14 protein-coding genes are annotated in these 17640 nt (G+C 53.8%); all 14 read right to left on the bottom strand.

Features of this window, described 5'->3' with window-relative positions; all coding sequences use genetic code 11:
• Positions 1-82 precede the first annotated feature (82 nt).
• Positions 83-1477: an HlyD family type I secretion periplasmic adaptor subunit gene (locus tag AAC086_RS17445; protein ID WP_339780597.1), complete on the bottom strand. Its 1395-nt coding sequence runs from the start codon at positions 1475-1477 to the stop codon at positions 83-85.
• Positions 1474-3261, bottom strand: a complete 1788-nt coding sequence (locus tag AAC086_RS17440; RefSeq protein WP_339780596.1) for a type I secretion system permease/ATPase — start codon at positions 3259-3261, stop codon at positions 1474-1476. Before AAC086_RS17440 ends, AAC086_RS17445 begins: the two co-directional genes overlap by 4 nt.
• 133 nt (positions 3262-3394) lie before the next feature.
• The gene (locus tag AAC086_RS17435; protein ID WP_339780595.1) at positions 3395-4129 is read right to left on the bottom strand and encodes a calcium-binding protein; all 735 of its coding nucleotides are present in this window, start codon (positions 4127-4129) and stop codon (positions 3395-3397) included.
• A 182-nt stretch (positions 4130-4311) separates the two neighbouring features.
• Complete coding sequence (locus tag AAC086_RS17430; protein WP_339780594.1) at positions 4312-7026, bottom strand: TonB-dependent hemoglobin/transferrin/lactoferrin family receptor; 2715 nt, start codon at positions 7024-7026, stop codon at positions 4312-4314.
• Between the two features lie 171 nt (positions 7027-7197).
• Positions 7198-8154 carry a DUF4880 domain-containing protein gene (locus AAC086_RS17425; protein ID WP_339780593.1) on the bottom strand — a complete coding sequence of 319 codons (957 nt, stop codon included), beginning with the start codon at positions 8152-8154 and terminating at the stop codon, positions 7198-7200.
• 99 nt (positions 8155-8253) lie between these two features.
• On the bottom strand, positions 8254-8763 hold the full coding sequence (locus AAC086_RS17420; protein WP_339780592.1) for a sigma-70 family RNA polymerase sigma factor: 510 nt from the start codon (positions 8761-8763) through the stop codon (positions 8254-8256).
• A 306-nt stretch (positions 8764-9069) separates the two neighbouring features.
• Positions 9070-9795, bottom strand: a complete 726-nt coding sequence (gene trmB / locus AAC086_RS17415; protein WP_339780591.1) for a tRNA (guanosine(46)-N7)-methyltransferase TrmB — start codon at positions 9793-9795, stop codon at positions 9070-9072.
• A 108-nt stretch (positions 9796-9903) separates the two neighbouring features.
• On the bottom strand, positions 9904-11079 hold the full coding sequence (gene metK / locus AAC086_RS17410; protein ID WP_339780589.1) for a methionine adenosyltransferase: 1176 nt from the start codon (positions 11077-11079) through the stop codon (positions 9904-9906).
• A 336-nt stretch (positions 11080-11415) separates the two neighbouring features.
• On the bottom strand, positions 11416-11892 hold the full coding sequence (locus AAC086_RS17405) for a helix-turn-helix domain-containing protein (RefSeq protein ID WP_339780668.1): 477 nt from the start codon (positions 11890-11892) through the stop codon (positions 11416-11418).
• 97 nt (positions 11893-11989) lie between these two features.
• Entirely contained in the window at positions 11990-13573 is a 1584-nt protein-coding gene (lnt, locus tag AAC086_RS17400) for an apolipoprotein N-acyltransferase (RefSeq protein ID WP_339780587.1), read from the bottom strand.
• A complete protein-coding gene (locus AAC086_RS17395) occupies positions 13570-14547 on the bottom strand; it encodes a hemolysin family protein (protein ID WP_339780585.1) in 978 nt (325 codons plus the stop codon). The genes lnt and AAC086_RS17395 overlap by 4 nt, the downstream gene beginning before the upstream one ends.
• A complete protein-coding gene (gene ybeY, locus AAC086_RS17390; protein ID WP_339780667.1) occupies positions 14544-15113 on the bottom strand; it encodes an rRNA maturation RNase YbeY in 570 nt (189 codons plus the stop codon). The genes AAC086_RS17395 and ybeY overlap by 4 nt, the downstream gene beginning before the upstream one ends.
• Positions 15097-16218: a PhoH family protein gene (locus AAC086_RS17385; RefSeq protein WP_339780584.1), complete on the bottom strand. Its 1122-nt coding sequence runs from the start codon at positions 16216-16218 to the stop codon at positions 15097-15099. Before AAC086_RS17385 ends, ybeY begins: the two co-directional genes overlap by 17 nt.
• A complete protein-coding gene (gene miaB, locus AAC086_RS17380; RefSeq protein ID WP_339780583.1) occupies positions 16215-17594 on the bottom strand; it encodes a tRNA (N6-isopentenyl adenosine(37)-C2)-methylthiotransferase MiaB in 1380 nt (459 codons plus the stop codon). The genes AAC086_RS17385 and miaB overlap by 4 nt, the downstream gene beginning before the upstream one ends.
• Between the last annotated feature and the right edge of the window lie 46 nt (positions 17595-17640).

Genomic DNA, 17640 nt, shown 5'->3' with positions numbered 1-17640 from the left:
CTTTGTTATCCATTACGAACCAGCGATCAAAATATCTGATCGAGACTGCGAATTATTCTGAAAACGACACCACATCTCGCCTCTATTCTTCCCGAAAGGCACGCGCAAACTGGTCTCGCAACGGTTTGGCAAAATAGCTTAGTGCTGTGCGCTCGCCCGTGGCGATAAAGGTTTCGACCGGCATCCCGGGGATTAAAGGATGGTCGCCCAGCCGCGACAGCTCGCCGGGTGTGATATGCATCCGCACCGGATAAAAACTTTCACCCGTCACCTCGTCGCGGGATAAATCGGCCGCCACAAAATCAACCGTTCCGGCCAGTTCCGGGGTGGTGCGCCGGTTAAAGGCGGTAAAACGCAATGTTGCCTTTTGGCCGGGATGGATCTGATCCACATCCTCCGGGCGGGCGCGCGCCTCGATCACCAGCGCATCCTGATCAGGCACAATCCCCATAATTTTCTCCCCCGCCGCAATCACACCGCCTTCGCTATGCACCTGCATCTGATAAATGGTGCCATCATAGGGGGCGCGAATGTCGGTGCGGCGCAGCTGGTCGACCAGTGCAATCTGCCTTTGTTTCAACTCGGCGAGTTGGCGGTCAATATCGGCAAGGTCGGTCAGAACCTCGGTCTGGCGGTCGCGTTCAAGCTGCAATATCGCCATTTCCGTTTCGGCGATCTGCATTTGCGCCGAGGCAATTTCAGCACTGAGTTCACCGCGCTGGCCTTCAAGATTGGCCTTTTCACGGCGCAAGGCCGCCACCCGGGTAATCGGCACCAATTGCTTGGCAAACAACATCTCCAGCCCGGCAAGTTCATCCATGATATGGCGATGCTGCTCGACATTGGCGGTTTTTTGGGCTTCCAGCCCGCCTATGCGTTCATGCAACTGATGGCGTTTTTGCTGCAATTGCTGTTTTTCGCCCAACAAGCTGCTTTGACGGGCCGCAAACAGGCGGGTCTGGGCACGCACAAGGGCAGAAATTTCAGGCTGAGCAATACGTGCGGCCAATAGGGGCGGCATAACGGGTGCCACGGCGTCATCACGCTCGGCAATCAACCGCATTTCGCTGGCACTTAACGCATCAATCTGGCTTTCAACAATGCCAAGGCTGGCGCGGGCCTGTGTTGCATCAAGGCGCACCAGCATATCGCCCGCGTGAACACGATCACCATCGCGAACGAAAATTTCACCAACAATGCCGCCATCGGGGTGCTGAACCACCTTGGCATTGCTTTCGACCACCATTTTGCCGTTGGCCACCACCGCGCCAGACAAACTGGCAAAGGAAAGCCAACCCATGAAACCGCCAAACAACAGCAACACCGTGACCGCGCCAAACACGATATGACGCCGCAAGGAATGCAGGGCCAGACTGCCAGCATCATCCTCGTTCCTGTCTGCCACATTCGGCCCCTGGAATCCTGGCACAGAAGATGAAGACGCCGCCACCACAAGACGCTGCAAGGGATTGATCATGCGCTTTCTCCCACCTGACGCAGGGTTTTACGCAAAATATCGTCGCGCAACCCCAAAGCAACCTGCTGCCCGCCCTGAATAACCATTGCCCGGTTCACGCAGGCAAGAATATTGGGGCGATGGGCAATCATGACGACAATGGCCCCGCGTTCGCGCAACCCGACCACCGCCTTTAACAAGGCCTGCTCGCCATCACTATCCAGACTGGCATTGGGTTCATCGAGAACCACCAGAAACGGGTCATCATACAAAGCCCGGGCCAAACCAATCCGCTGGCGCTGCCCGCCCGAAAGCACAACACCGCCCGGGCCAATCTGGGTGTCATAACCACCGGGCAGGGACTGGATCAAGTCATGAACGCCCGCCTGTTTTGCCGCCGCAATTACTTTTTGGGCATCGGGCCGGGCCTGAAGACGGGCGATGTTGCGTGCAATGGTATCGTCAAACAGTTCCACATCCTGCGGCAAATAGCCGATATACTGCCCCAGATCATCGCGCGACCAATGGCATAGCTCGGCCCCGTCAAGGCGAATGCTGCCCTGGGCACAATGGCCGATCCCAACCAGAGCGCGGGCAAATGTTGATTTTCCCGATCCGCTGGGGCCAATAACCCCCAACCCGTCACCCGCACGCAATTCAAGCTGGGCAATTTTTAACAAAGTGCGGCCCGCTGCGGCTTTCATCGGGGCCCGGCTGCCATTTCCTGCCTGGCGATGGGGGGCGGTTTGCATGACCAGCGACTGCACCGTCAGATTTTGATACGGCGCAGGCAATGCCAGCCGGGGGGTTGAGCGCGCCGACGAAGCCGGGTCTGCCGCCAGCAATTGCACCAGCCTTGCATAAGCCTGGCGGGCGGCAACAAAACCGCGCCAGTTGCCAATCGCCTGTTCAACCGGCGACAGGGCGCGCGCGGTTAAAATCGATGCCGCCACCATCGCCCCGGGCGATACTTCCTGCAAAATCGCCAGATAGGCACCAAGGGCCAAAACGCCTGACTGCATCGCCAGGCGGATGACCTTGATATAGGCCGAAAATGTTGATGTTACGTCACCTGCGGCAGTGTTGGTTTGCAAATAGCGGTCATTGATTATGGCCCAGCGCCGGGCAAAGGCCGGCACCATGCCCATGGCGCGCAAAACCTCGGCATTACGCCGTCCGGCATCAAGCAAGGCGGTGCGCCGTGCGGTTTGCTGGTTCATGCGGGACACATGGCGGCGCGACAGCATTTCGCTGATCAAGGTCAGGATCACCAGCACCAGCCCACCGGTCAACGCCAGCACGCCCAGCCAGGGATGCAACAAAAACACGATGCCCAAAAACAGCGGCATCCACGGCAAATCACAAATCGCCACCGGCCCGGCACTGCCTAAAAACTGCCGGATCTGGTCCAGGTCGTTAATCGGCCGGGCGTTAGAACCGGGGTGATCAAGGGGCAAGGACACGGCCCGGCGCAACACAAGCGGCCCGGTTTGTTCATCCACCCGCCAGCCCATGCGCACCAGCATCCGGGCGCGCAACGCATCTACCGTGCCCAAAAACAGATAAAGCCCCAATACCAGCCCGGTCAGCGCCAGCAAGGTGGGCACACTGCCGCTGGCCAAAACCCGATCATAGACCTGAAGCATAAAAAGCGGCCCGGTCAGCATCAAGATGTTGGACACGCCGCTAAGGGCCGCAACAACACCAAACACCTTGCGCAACGATGCCATAACCCCGCTGAGCGAAGCCGGGGCAGGCGATGACGGGGGGGAGGAATACGCAGCCGCACTGGAACGCCAAAGCATGACTATTGGTTATCCGCTGGTTTGTCGCTAGAATAGGGTGGGTGCCGCATTATGTGAAAAATGCTGCGGCACCCGGAATAAGACCATGCGCCCGTTCCGCGATTAGCCCTCTTGGAACGGGCCGTCTTTTGCCTTAGACAAAATCGTTCTGGTCAATATCGGCAAAATCAACGCCGGTCAGGGTCACGGTGCCATTGGCATGCGTGATCAGGGCATTGCCAGCGCCGTCATCGGCAATGGTGACATCGTTATAATCAAGAGCGATCAGGTCGCTGCCATCGGCAAAATCGGTGATGGTGTCATTGCCAAAGCTGGCACTGGCATCAAATTCAAACACGTCTGCGCCGCCATTGCCGGTCAAAACGTCGTTACCCGACCAGCCACCGATCACGTCCGCCCCAGCGCTGCCGTTAATGGCGACGCCCTGATCAGCGAAAGTACTTTCCAGAGTTGACACATCGCCCGTACGCAATTCGGCAAGGACAGAATTAGTATCGGCATCGCCAAGATTCAGGCCGGAAATATCAACCGACGAATCGGTGAATTCAGCAAGCCCTGAACCAGAGTCGAAACCCAGTGTGCTACCAAAGGAAACATCATCAAGATTGCCGCCAACGGTATGGTCGGACATATCATATTCGAACATACCAGTTCCGGTTGTTGCCAAAAATGCACCGGCATAGGAACTCCCGGTATCCTGATCTTCAAGCCAGAACTGATTTCCCATTTCTGTTGGCGACGTGCCACCCAGGAACGCCCCGTAATTACCAGTTCCACTTGAGAAGTTGTTGTCAAAATCTTCAAGAAAACCATGAAGATCAACGCCGTTGCCGGAACTGTCTGCGCTTAAGTCAATCGTGATCGTCATATTACAATTCTCCATTTGCATTTTTGCCTCAACCAGCGAGGCAACAATTCGATAATGACTATTAATATCACTAAGAGTCAAATGAAAAATTCGTTTAAAATCAAACAATTAAACTGAAAAATAGCATGCCGGGCCGGGGTTTCTCCCAGCCTGACACAACATCTGGCAATGACGCTTTTAGGTTAGAAATTACCGCTTAAAGTCATTATCGCTGTCCGCCCCGGCGCCAAAGTCAGGCCCCCAAGCGCGTCGACATATGCTTCATCCGTCACGTTATTAACTGCAAATCTGAATTTAAGATTCCGATTAAGCTCGTACGAACTGTACAGATCGTATGTGCGATAACGGAGGATACTTTGTGCGTCATCACCCGAAGTTCCTGTAATATTGTCTTCCGGATATACAAATGTCGCCCGTACGCCCAGGATCAGATCCTGATCAAACAGACGTACACCGCTATCGAGCGTATATTTTCGTTTGGGCAATGTATAAACGGTCATTAACCCGCCTGCCTTACCCCAGCTAGCAGGTAATCCAGTTCCATTGGTCGGAGAGGACGGCAAAGCTGCCAATGGATGAATAATAGGATCGTAATTTCCTTCGAGGTCAGTATCGGTGAATGACATTGCCCCGGAAATGTAGAATTTCTCGACGTCATACCCAAATTCCAGTTCAGTGCCGGAAATGTAAACCGGGTCCTCCAAATTCACATAAGACTCCGCCTGTGCTGCAAGCGTCCAACCCAAAATCGGTGGGCCAAAAGGTTGGGGTGTCGGCTGCGCAACAGCTGCCGAGACAATATAATTGTCAATTTTTGTCCGATAATGAGAAAGCTTTGCCCGGAATCCATCGTTCTTTGTCAACACATTATCAAATTTCAAATTGACACCGAACTCAGTCGTAAAAGATTCCTCAGGTTCAAGATCAGGATTTGCATAAAATGGAACGGGTACGCCAGCAACATGTCGCCCCTTGACCATGCCCTCCATGATTGTCGGAGGACGATAAGCCTGACGATAGGAACCAAAAAACTGAATCCCATTGAAAGGTGACAGCCCCAAACTTACAGAAGGGGAAATTTTATGTCCGGAAAGATCAATATCGAGCGGCGTCCCTCCATCTTCACACTTATTGGCCGCGTTATATTGCTCGCACCAATAGGAATCGCCATCAAGCTGGAAGCGGTCATATCTGATCCCTCCTTTCAGCTGGACCAAATCACCCCAATCAAACGTTCCATCTAAAAATGCCCCTTGAACATCGCGTTGGCCACTTGGCGTCGACCCTTCAAGTTCAAACCCTTCCCCATTACCTCCAAGGCCCAGCGTTTCCGACCGAGTTTTTGTTTTGTCCTGGAAAGTTTCAACCCCGTAATCAAGGCTGAAGATACTGTTCTGTTTCATCAGTTCATCCAGATAAAATGAACTTTTGTTGGCCGCATCAAAACCGTAGGTATCTATCTTGTATTTAGTGTTGAACGCATCAGTCGTAACACTGCCACTGGAAGAGTAACGTGCTGGCCGAAATTGTTTGTTCTCGGTCTGCGTCCACCAAAGACCGGTTTTCAAATCAATCAGGTCTGTATCCGGGTTCCAGGAATGTTTTGCCGTTACCGTATGAGAAGTCGCCTCATCAAAGTCGTTGTACTGCGCATCTTCACCAGTCGCTTTGCCAAACCTTGTCGTAAAGCCGACATAACCAAGATGTAATTCCTGATCTTCTGAAAGGGCGAGATTTGCTTTTAAGAGGCCGGAAGATTGCCGTTGTCCGGTATATTGCTGATTTTGGCCATTCGCTTCAACAAGGTCATCTGAATTATCAATATACAATCCCGGATTATTCTTTCCGCCCTTGTATTCACCAACCAGCTTTCGACTAAAGGCCGCTGCGACATCGAATTTCGGTGATACTCTGGCGGCAATGGAGGCATCACCAGCAAAACTATAAGCATTGGTCCCGCGCGATACATTGACTTTGCCGCCTACATTTTCATCTGCATCAAGAATATCATCGGTGTTAAGCGTCCGCATGGTCACAATGCCCCCGGATGTTCCAGCCCCGCCAATGCCAGACATATCGCTTTTCTCAACCGTGACATCCGCAAGCAATGCAGTATCGACATACATTCTGTTCGCAACACCATGACCGGACTGATTGAAGTTTTGACGTGCACCATCAATGTTCATATTGACCCGCCCCTGATCCTGCTGCCCTCGAACGTTTACAGACAATCCCGGTTGCTGCCGATTACCTGCAACATCGACACCTGTTATGGGGTTGAAAATGTCCGAAGCATCCCGCCCGGGTGTTTTACGCATATTTTCCTGCGTAATGACGGATACCGAACCCGGCGTTTCATAAACCCAATCAGGATTACCGGCATATCCAATATCGTCGCTCGTCTGCGACGTAATCGTGATAGGAGCGGTTGTTACACCGTTGCGTGAAGACGGATCACTTTTTGCGACAACAATGGAAACGGTGTTGCCGTCAAGCGGTTGCCAGCTCAGGTCACTTCCGGCAAGTATCAGATCAAGCGCACCGGTTGCCGTCATTTCACCGTGAACAACACCGATGACATAGCTGGTGGGCAAATTACCATCAACCACCACATCGATCCCGGAAATCCGGGAATATTTCACCAGCGCTGATGTCAGATTTTCTGCCGGAATATCAAAATAGTAAGTCCGGTCTAAACCGCCACTTTGTACCAGTTCGACCGGTGCGGTTCCCGCCCCGTCGCCGCTCGGCCCGGCCAGAACAGGCGCTGGTGCCATGACGATTAAACAACCCGATAAGGCCGTTGCCAAAATCGTGGTTGAAGAAAACTGTGTTTTCCAGTGCCAGCCCTTTATCCCCAATAAAGATGGCACCGCTCCGGCCCCCGCAAAACCCATTTTAGTCATCTCCCAAGTAGAATATGCAAATGCATCGCATTATCGCGATCTACTCAGTAAGACGGGTCAGTGCGGGGAATATCCGACGGGTTTGCCGATTTTTTGCGAATAATTTTTATTATCATAAAAATAACAGATCGAATGCCTTATTCCGACAGCTTTGATCGTCGATCAGGCCTCACGCAAGATGGTCACATAGTCGCCGATCTGATCAACCTTGACCGATAAAACCTTGCCCACAAGGGGCAACACATCGGACGTGCGATTAAGATTGACCACCAGCGTCACGGGCCGTTGTTTCAAGGCATCCCCCAGCACAATAATCCGTCCGGGATGCCAGCGTTGCAGCACATTTGCGACTTTTTCCAACGGGTCGCCGACAAAAACCAGCCGCCCTTGACGCCACGCCAGCCGCATCGCCAGATCAACACCATAAGGCACGCTCAAAACGCCGTTTTCAAAGGAAACACCCTTGCCACGCGTCACATTGCGCGCACCCAGATCAGTTTCAACATCGACCGAACCGCTCTGGGCAATCATTTCGGCTTGGCCGTCATAATGGGTGACATCAAATTGTGCTGCGGCAACCGGGCGCACAAAACCACCCGCCGCGCTCACAAAAAAATCGCGCCTGCGGCCGTCATGCTGAAAAAACACTTCCCCTTCATGCAGGGCCACCCCGGTCGCACCTTTATCGTCCGTTATCAAGGAGAGTGACGACTGGCTTGCCAGTTCGGCCTGCACCCCGTCCATCACTGTAATTTTACGGCGCGCACCTTTGCCGGTTTTAAAATCAGCAAATGGATGATGCGGCAAAACATCGCCATACCAGCCCGCTGCCCCGACAAGCATGGCAGCCAACCCCGCCCCCAAAAAAGCCCGACGGCCTGTCTTGCCATGCGCCGCCGAATTCAGACCGGCCAGATTAAGACTGGAGGTCCCCGTCCACAGATGCTCTATCTCTAAAAAAGCCTGACGATGTGCGGGATCAGATGTCATCCAATGGGCAAAATTCTCGCGGTCGCGTTCGGATTCGGTGCCATCAAGCAACAGCGCAAACCAGTAAATCGCCTGCTCGGCGGCACTGCTGCCATATGGGGGGTGCACGATGGGGCTGCTTGAATCCATTGTCGGGCTTCCGATATGCAAAATGAAAGTCGCATATGCACGCACATGCACCGGGTCATCTATAGAACGAACCGGCAATTCAAATATCTGATCGAAAAATCAGTTTTTTTCGCCTGTATCGGTCGCTTCCTTCACCAGGGTCAGGGCGCGGACCATGCGGCTAAAGGCCGTTTGTGCCGGAATACCCAGTTTTTCACCAATTTCAACATAGGTTTTACCCTCCAGCCGGGCGAGGATGAAAACATCGCGCAACGGTTCGGGCAAAGCGTTCAGGGCTTTTTGCAATTGGCGTAATTCCTGACGCGACCAGACAATCTGATCGGGCAGGGGCGCATCGCTGGCAACAAATTCCAGGCTTTTTTCAGAATCAGGGACAAATCGCAAAATCCGTTCACGGCGGAAATGGTCAATCACCAGATTTTGTGCCGTGCGATACAAATAGGCCTGCGCATATTTGACATCGGGCAAAGACGGGGTCGTAACGACACGCAGGAACGTATCCTGAACAATGTCATCTGCCGTGTACCAGGCCAGTTTACGTTTCTGCACAAAATGCCGCAAACGCACCTGATATTGTCGAAACAGTTGATTGATATCCCAATGGGTCACAAGCCTGACCTTTGAAACGAACCCGCGCTCGGACGTTCCGGCGTTATGATCCGGAACGACGCGGTAATGTCATATCAGCAATATGAAACAGATAACGCATATGAAACTCATTCTCAATAAAAACTTGATCCCAACGGCACGGTAATGCTGTTACCCGATAAAAGACCACGCAGATTTGCCGACACAGGGCAGCATTTGTGCCTCAAAAACGGCCTTATCGTATATATCAAAAGCCAAAAGCCCCTTGCCTGTGACAAAGGGTTTGGAGCATGACAGCAATATATCGGGACGGAAACGGCGTGGTCGTCAAACGTCAGGCGCGGCGCGATTTTTCCGGCGAAACCGCAAATAATTGCATTTTTTGCCCTGACGCAGCGCCTTTTGCTCGTAGCGGGTTTTAACCCAGTCCGCTGGCGGAATACGCCAGTCATCGGGGCTTTCGGCCAGCCATTCAAAATCAGGATGATTGTGCAAATGCTGGAGGGTCCAGGAAATATATTGCATGTCATCGCTGGCGACCCGAAATTCACCGCCATCCTTTAACAGCCGTGCCACCAAAGCCAGGTTTTTAGGCCCCACAAACCGGCGCTCGGCGTGACGTTTTTTGGGCCATGGGTCGGGAAACAGCAAAAACACCCGGTCAAAACAGGCATCGCACAATTTATACAAAAGCGGGCGCGAATCGTCGGGCACCACGCGCACATTTTGCAAGTTGCGGTCGCCAATATGACGGATCAGGCTGCCAACACCGTCCATATAGGGTTCACAGCCGATAATGCCGATATCGGGGTTGGCTTCGGCCTGGCCCGCCAGATGTTCGCCGCCGCCAAAACCAATTTCCAGCCACAGCTGGGATCGATCCGGGGCAAAGTAGGACTGCGGATCAACACCGGCCTGCTCTGGATAATCGATTGCCAGTTTGGGCAACAAATCATCCATCAGCATCTGGCGCGATGCCTTGGGGGGGCGGCTGCCACGGCGGCCATAAAAATTCGGGCGGTCTGGGGTCGGAATCGGTCTGTTGCTACGCATGACTTATCTGGCAATTAAAAATGCAAACGGGCGGCCTTGCTGGGCCGCCCGCCTCATAACATGTCTGGTGACTTTGGCAAATCACCTAATCAGGCCGCATTGGCACGTTTACGCGCCAAAGGCCGATTTAAGCTCGCCCACCAGATCGGTCTGTTCCCACGAGAAAAATCCGCCTTTTTCCGGCTGACGGCCAAAATGACCATAGGCCGAGGTCGGCGTGTAAATCGGCGCACACAAATTAAGATGTTCCCGAATACCACGCGGGCTCAGATCCATCAGTTCGCGTAGAACCTTGCCCAGTTTAACTTCGTCAACTTCACCGGTTTCATGCGTATTGACATACAATGACAACGGTTTTGAAACGCCAATCGCATAGGCAACCTGCAAGGTACATTTGCTTGCAAGACCTGCCGCAACGACGTTTTTCGCCAGATAACGGGCGGCATAGGCCGCCGAACGGTCAACCTTCGTCGGGTCTTTACCCGAAAAAGCACCGCCACCATGCGGTGCGGCACCGCCATAGGTATCGACAATAATCTTGCGACCGGTCACGCCAGCATCGCCATCAGGCCCGCCAATGACAAAACGGCCCGTCGGGTTGATATAGATTTCGTCTTCCGCTGGCATCCAGCCTTCCGGCAGGGCCTGTGCAATGTAAGGCAGCACCGCTGCGCGCACATCATCCTGGGTAAAGCCTTCATTATGCTGGGTCGAAACCACAACAGATGTCGCGCCAACCGGCTTGCCATCGACATAACGCAGGGTGACCTGGCTTTTGGCATCCGGGCCAAAAATAGTTGATTTGCCAGAATGACGGTCTTCAGCCATGTGGCGCAAAATCCGGTGCGAAAACTGGATCGGGGCCGGCATTAACGCGTCGGTTTCATCACAGGCATATCCGAACATAATGCCCTGATCGCCTGCGCCAAGATCCTTGTTGTCCCTGGAATCAACACCCTGGGCAATGTCAACCGACTGCTCGTGAACATAGCAGGAGATATCAGCCGTTTTCCAGCTAAAGCCTTCCTGATCATACCCGATTTGGCGAATGGCTTCGCGGGCAGCTTCGATCATGGTTTCGTCATTGGCAACGCTGGACGGGCCGCGCACTTCACCAGCCAGAACAACACGATTGGTGGTCGCCAGGGTTTCCACTGCCACGCGGGCATCGGGGTCGGCGGCCAGAAATGCGTCAACAATCGAGTCAGAGATGCGATCGCAAACCTTGTCAGGATGACCTTCCGACACAGACTCGCTCGTGAAAAGATATTCGTTATGAGACATATAAACCTTCTCCGGTGAAAAGGGAGTTTCCAAAAAACTGGACCGGAGGGCCGTGATACGAACGTATCGATCAGCGCCCACTTAGCCTTTTTTTGCGTGGTGGCAAGCGGTCCAAATCCGTCCACGTCATCAACATGTCATATCCCAACATGGGGCGTGACCCAAGCTTTTTACGTCTGAAGGTGCAGAAAAAGACACGGCATTAACCGTTAGCGTTGGAAAAACGGGCATATCTTCGCTTCACAACAAGGCACCACGCAAAAAACGCATTCGGGCAAAGCACCGAATGCGTTAAATGTATTTTAGAACAACGTCGCCAGACGAAGTTACGTCCTGTTATTTGCTGTCACTGTCATCAGGTGTTGGCAGGACACCCATGGCCTTGACCAGTTCAAAAACGCGTTTACGCTGTACCGGGTCGGTGATGCGATAATAGGCCCGCACCAGTTCCAGGGTTTCGCGACGGTTCATCGGATCATTATCAAACGGATCCGGGCTTTCCGACATTTCACGACGCTCATGAACAGATTTCGTTGAAATCTCGTCTGGCATGTCGTCAAAAAAGAACGAAACCGGCACTTCGAGTACACGAGACAAATCATACAGGCGCGACGCGCCCACACGGTTAGCACCCCGTTCGTATTTTTGCACCTGCTGAAAAGTCAGGCCGATGGCCTCACCCAGCTTTTCCTGGCTCATACCCAGCAAGGTCCGGCGCAAACGCACCCGGGCCCCAACATGAATATCCACAGGGTTCGGTTTTCCAGTGGCCGTACGGCCACGACCACGACCGCGTGTATTCTTTACAATCATCACACTGTCATCCTTGGGCGACATCGTCGTATCCTTCTCACACTCCAACCTCCGCCCTGTTCTTGTGGGGGACTCTATATCTGGGCGGTCCGGTAAACTATTTTTTCGTCCAACGGGATTCACAAAACCTCTGATATCCCAATACGAGAACGAATATTAATGCGACAATACCGTAAAATGGTATATTGCGCCACATATAATATACCGTGGTATGGTTTTTATCATCCAAAAGGGGTGAAAGGAGAATTCCACGTTTGGTTAGGGCTAGTGACTTCTGGTTTCGGCCATAAGAATCAAAAACAGCCGATACGCCCGTATAGGCTGCACGCGCCAGCGGGATACCTTCTTCAACCGCACGAAAGCGTGCAGCGGCCAGATGCTGATAAGGACCGGCACTATGACCGAACCAGCCATCATTGGTGACGTTCAAAAGCCAGGACGGCCTGTCGCGATCGTCTGTTACAGCACCGGGAAAAATAATTTCATAACATATCAGAGGCGAAAAAGGCGGCAAGTTCTTTACATGCAAAGTTGCCGGACCGTGCCCGAATGAAAAATCTGTGCGTCCTTCGGTCAGCTTGGGAAACGGCAAGATCGAGCGGAACGGTACATATTCGCCAAACGGCACAAGATGAAATTTGTCAAAGCTGGCAACAATCTGGCCTTGATCGTTGATCACCTCGACCGAATTCCACACCTGAAATTTATCACTATCGCGCGGGAAGGTCCGGGGGGCACCGGTGATCAAGACATCACCTGGCGACAAAACATCAGCCATCATCGCCCGTCGGCCCGGATCGGTTTCCAGAAAAAAGGTTGCTGCGGTTTCCGGCCAGATCACAATGCGTTTACGCCCGGCAGGCAAGTCCGCCGGACGGCGCGACATGGACAGCAACTGACGAAAATGCTGATCCTGAAGCGATTTGTCCCATTTTTCCGACTGGGGAATATTGGGTTGAACAATTTGCAATATCGGCGCATCGACCGGGGCATCAGCAACAGAAACATCGGCGGGCGGCAACCCGGCCAGATGCACAGCCCCACCGGCCCACAAGACCACCGCAATCAGCACACCACCAATGGACACAAACCGGCCCGCACGCCCGGCAATCCAGACCGCAGGAAGAGTGGCAAAAAGGGCGGTAACCGCACTGAGGCCATATACACCGATCACGGATGCCAATTGCATCGGGGCCGCGTCAATCGCCCAGATATGGCCCAGCAAATTCCAGGGGAAACCGGTCAAGACATGGCCACGGGCAAATTCGGCAATGGCCCAGAACGATGCCAGCAAAAAGGCCCGTGAAATGCGGCCTTTGCCCAAACGCCAGCTGCCCCAAACCGCAAACATGGGGAAAATCGCCAAACCGCCGCCCAGCCCGAACAAGGCAAACGGAATCATCCAGCCATAAATTTCCGGCTGAACCAGAAAAGCATGGGCGATCCAGTAAAATCCGGCGGCAAAATGCCCGGTGCCAAACCACCAGCCCGCAGCCAGCGCGCTTTTTTGGCTTTTAACCCCATCAAGCGTCCATAAAAGAACGGCAAAAGCCAGCGGCAATGCTGGAATGAAAAAGAAAGGCGGCAAAGCCAATACGGCTGCCGCCCCCGCAAACAGCCACGTCAACCGACGCGACCAGCCATCCATAGCGGCCAGACGCCCGGCCAAGCGATCAATCATTTAGGCGTTTCCTGCGAAATTTCCCCTGGCGGCAAGGCGGGGTCTGTACGGTGCAAATGGATGCGCAACCGGCGAACCCGGCGCGGATCGGCATCCAGAACTTCAAACTGCAAGCCCAGAGGATGCTCGATCAGCTCGCCGCGTGCCGGAACACGCCCGGCCAGCGAAAACACCAATCCGCCCAGCGTATCAATGTCCTCGTCTTCTTCATCGTCAAGCAAACCAAACCCGAGCTTTTCTTCAAGGTCTTCGATCTCGTAGCGGGCATCGGCAACAAAACAGCCATCGGAAAGACGAATCAGTTTTGGTGTCTGATCAATGTCATGTTCATCATCGATCTCGCCAACAATTTCCTCGACCAGATCCTCGATGGTGATCAGGCCGTCAATACCGCCAAATTCATCGACCACCAGCGCCATATGCGTCCGTGACAGGCGCATTTCCGATAACAGATCCAGCACCCGGATCGCCGGGGACACAAACAGAACCCGACGCAACAGCGAACTGAGCTGATAGTCCCGCCCCGCCGCATGGCACGCCAGCACATCCTTGATATGCACCATACCCGCCACATCATCGAGCGTATCGCCATAAACCGGCAGGCGCGAATGGGCCTTGGTCACCATTTCACTGACCAGATCGGGCAGCGATATTTTCTTTTGTACCGCCACAATATCTGGCCGCGGGATCATGACGTCCTCGGCGGTCATATCGCGCAAGGCGATAATATTTTCAAACAGGGACCGTTCATGCAGCGATACCGGTTCGTCGTCTTCTTCCGTTCGCTCGGCCAACTCTTCGAGCGTATCACTCAGGGATGCTTCACCATTGCGCGCGCGCACGGCTTTACGCAGTCCCATGGCAGAGGCAACATTTCCCCAAAACGAGGCACCCTCTGCTTCTTCCTGTAACTCCCCACCAAAGCGGGGCGTGATACTGTCCTTGTCTTCTTCGCGTTCACTTATGTCGTTCATTGTCCCGTTTCGACATCCTGATCTTCAATTGGGGCGTAGGGATCATCTATTCCCATCCCGGCAAGAATATGGCGCTCCAGTTGCTCCATATGTTCGGCTTCATCATCAACCATATGGTCATAACCAACAAGATGAAGTGTGCCATGCACCGATAAATGTAACAGATGGTGCAAAAGCGGCTTGTTTTGTTCGTGCGCTTCCCGCTGGCAGGTTTCACGGGCGATAATAATATCACCCAAAATCAACGGCATATCGGGCGCCAGATCAAACTCGCTGGCCCCGTCATCGCTTTCAAGGGCGGCAAAAGACAGAACATTGGTCGGCGCATCCTTGCCCCGATAATCGCGGTTCAAATCGCGCACACTGGCATCATCGGACAAAGTGACGCTGACTTCGATCATCGCGACCTGATCAAGCAGCGATTTTTCTTCATCCGCGTCCCACAAGGCGCCATCCTGTGCGCTAGCGACCAACGCGGCCTCTACCGCACCCCGAATGGCAACGGCCTCGCCCTCGGACCAATCGCCAGCCTCGGCGGCAACATCAAGATCAAGCTGGGCTGTCATCGCCGACTTTTTCTCGTATTTCACGATCCCCATGCCCCTGACGGTAGCTTTTGCCAATCCGTTCGCGCAGGGCATCGGCCGCGTCATAGGCCTGAACAATCCGGGTCACCATGGCATGGCGAACCACATCACGCTGGTCAAATTTAACCCGGCCCACACCTTCAACCGTGTCGAGCGTTTCCATCGCGTCGCGCAAACCCGATTTAACCCCGGAAGGCAAATCGATCTGGGTAATATCGCCCGTCACCACCATGCGCGATCCTTCACCCAACCGGGTCAGGAACATTTTCATCTGCATCGGGGTGGTGTTTTGGGCTTCGTCAAGAATGACAAAAGCATGCGACAGGGTCCGCCCGCGCATGAAAGCCAGCGGGGCGACTTCAATTTCACCCCGTTCCATGCGCTTGATCACGACATCCCCCGGCAGGGTATCGTGCAACGCGTCATAAAGCGGGCGCAAATAAGGATCGACCTTGTCTTTCAAATCACCTGGCAAAAAGCCCAAATGCTCGCCTGCTTCAACAGCCGGGCGCGACAGAACAATCCGGTCCACCTGGCCCTGGGTCAGCATCTGAACCGCCATTGCCACGGCAAGATAGGTCTTGCCGGTGCCCGCGGGGCCAATGCCAAACACCAGTTCATGGTCCAGCATCGCTTTGACATAATCTTTCTGGCGCTTGGACCGCGGCGAAATGCGACGTTTTTTGGTCTGGATCACCAGTTCCGACCCACCAAACATGCTGACTGTCGGGGCCGCAGGGTCATCCCACGGGTTCCCGTCATCGGGTTCGGACAAGCGAATGGCGGCATCCACCGTTTCAACATCCACCCGGTCAATCTCGTGATCACGCAGGCGCGCATAAAGCTGTGACAGAACCGTTTTCGCCTGGCTGACCTTTTGCGGGGCGCCGCGCATAACAACAATTGATCCGCGACTGGAAATTTCGGTGCCCGTCCCTTCGGCCAAACGCATCAAATTCTGCGCCTGTGGTCCGTAAAGCAGCTGGGACAGTGCATTATCACCAAATTCTATCTGATCAGTATCAAGCGGAGTCTGTTTTTGTTTCTTGATCGGGCTCTTGGCCTTTTCAGGGGTAGCACTCACGCAACATTCCTTTCCGAACTGCCGTCTTCCACCAGTTCACCGGCCAGGGAGAACGGCTTGGCGGCAGTAATTTTCAAACGCACGACACGGCCCAGATCGGCCTTGGTCAGGCCATTCACATGAACCGGCTGCATATAGGGGCTACGCCCGACAAGCTGGCCTTCAAACTTGCCGGTGCGGTCCAGCAACACATCCATTTCGCGGCCAACACAGGTCTGGTTAAAGGCCAGTTGCTGTTCGGCAAGCAGGTCCTGCAACCGGGCCAGACGCTCCGCCTTGACCTCTTCAGGCACCTGCAATTCCATTGCCGATGCCGGTGTGCCGGGGCGGGGGCTGTATTTAAAGCTGAAAGTCTGGATGAAGCCAACCTGGCGCACCAGATCAAGCGTATCTTCAAAGTCCTTTTCCGACTCGCCAGGAAACCCGACAATAAAATCCGACGATAACGCCAGATCCGGCTGGGCTTCGCGGAAGCGTTTGACAATATCGAAATAAGTTTCACGGTCATGCTTGCGGTTCATCGCCTGCAAAATGCGGTTCGATCCAGACTGAACCGGCAAATGCAAAAACGGCATGACCTTGGGCAAATCACGATGGGCGAAAATCAGGTCATCATCCACATCGCGCGGATGCGAGGTGATATAGCGAATGCGTTCCAGCCCGTCGATCCCGGACAATTCGCGCAGCAAGCGGCCCAATGTCCATTCATCGCCATCCGGCCCGGCCCCGTGATAGGCATTCACATTTTGCCCCAGCAGGGTAATTTCGCACGTCCCGTGCGCCACGATCTGGCGGGTTTCGGTAATGATATCCATACCCGGGCGCGAATATTCAGCCCCACGGGTATAAGGCACCACACAGAAGGTACAGAATTTGTCGCAACCTTCCTGAATGGCAATAAAGGCGGAATATCCCTGCTTGGAAACCTGGGCGGGCAAATGGTCAAATTTTTCCTCGACCGGGAAATCGGTATCGATAATCCGGTCATTGCCAATCGCCCGGTTGGCACGTGCCACCATTTCAGGCAGACGATGATAGGTTTGCGGCCCAAAAACCATATCGACAATCGGTTCACGACGCATCAGTTCGGCACCCTCGGCCTGGGCAACACACCCGGCGACGGCGACGATCATTTTGTCAATCCCGTTTTCTTCCTTGGCTTTTTTATGTTTGCGAATACGGCCCAGATCGGAAAAAACCTTTTCGGCGGCCTTTTCGCGAATGTGGCAGGTATTGAGAATAACCATATCCGCACCGGCTGCGTCATCGACCGGCACATAACCCAGAGGGGCCAGCACATCCTGCATGCGCTGGCTGTCATAGACATTCATCTGGCAGCCATAGGTCTTAACAAAAAGCTTTTTTGTCGCGCTCACTTTAATGATCCGTTTCCGCTCGTTTCATATGCCGAAAGCGGCGTGA

This window comes from uncultured Thalassospira sp., assembly GCF_963976115.1.
Taxonomy (GTDB): Bacteria; Pseudomonadota; Alphaproteobacteria; order Rhodospirillales; family Thalassospiraceae; genus Thalassospira.
Note: the sequence above shows the minus strand (reverse complement) of the source record. Positions and strands in the feature narration are given on the sequence as shown.

Coding starts and splice junctions, on each gene's coding strand:
- ybeY (WP_339780667.1), bottom strand. CDS start 15,113: ATGACAGCCCAGCTTGATCTTGATGTTGCCGCCGAGGCTGGCGATTGG.
- AAC086_RS17430 (WP_339780594.1), bottom strand. CDS start 7,026: ATGGGTTTTGCGGGGGCCGGAGCGGTGCCATCTTTATTGGGGATAAAG.
- trmB (WP_339780591.1), bottom strand. CDS start 9,795: ATGCGTAGCAACAGACCGATTCCGACCCCAGACCGCCCGAATTTTTAT.
- AAC086_RS17405 (WP_339780668.1), bottom strand. CDS start 11,892: ATGATTGTAAAGAATACACGCGGTCGTGGTCGTGGCCGTACGGCCACT.
- AAC086_RS17425 (WP_339780593.1), bottom strand. CDS start 8,154: ATGGATTCAAGCAGCCCCATCGTGCACCCCCCATATGGCAGCAGTGCC.
- AAC086_RS17440 (WP_339780596.1), bottom strand. CDS start 3,261: ATGCTTTGGCGTTCCAGTGCGGCTGCGTATTCCTCCCCCCCGTCATCG.
- metK (WP_339780589.1), bottom strand. CDS start 11,079: ATGTCTCATAACGAATATCTTTTCACGAGCGAGTCTGTGTCGGAAGGT.
- AAC086_RS17445 (WP_339780597.1), bottom strand. CDS start 1,477: ATGATCAATCCCTTGCAGCGTCTTGTGGTGGCGGCGTCTTCATCTTCT.
- AAC086_RS17395 (WP_339780585.1), bottom strand. CDS start 14,547: ATGAACGACATAAGTGAACGCGAAGAAGACAAGGACAGTATCACGCCC.
- AAC086_RS17435 (WP_339780595.1), bottom strand. CDS start 4,129: ATGACGATCACGATTGACTTAAGCGCAGACAGTTCCGGCAACGGCGTT.
- lnt (WP_339780587.1), bottom strand. CDS start 13,573: ATGATTGATCGCTTGGCCGGGCGTCTGGCCGCTATGGATGGCTGGTCG.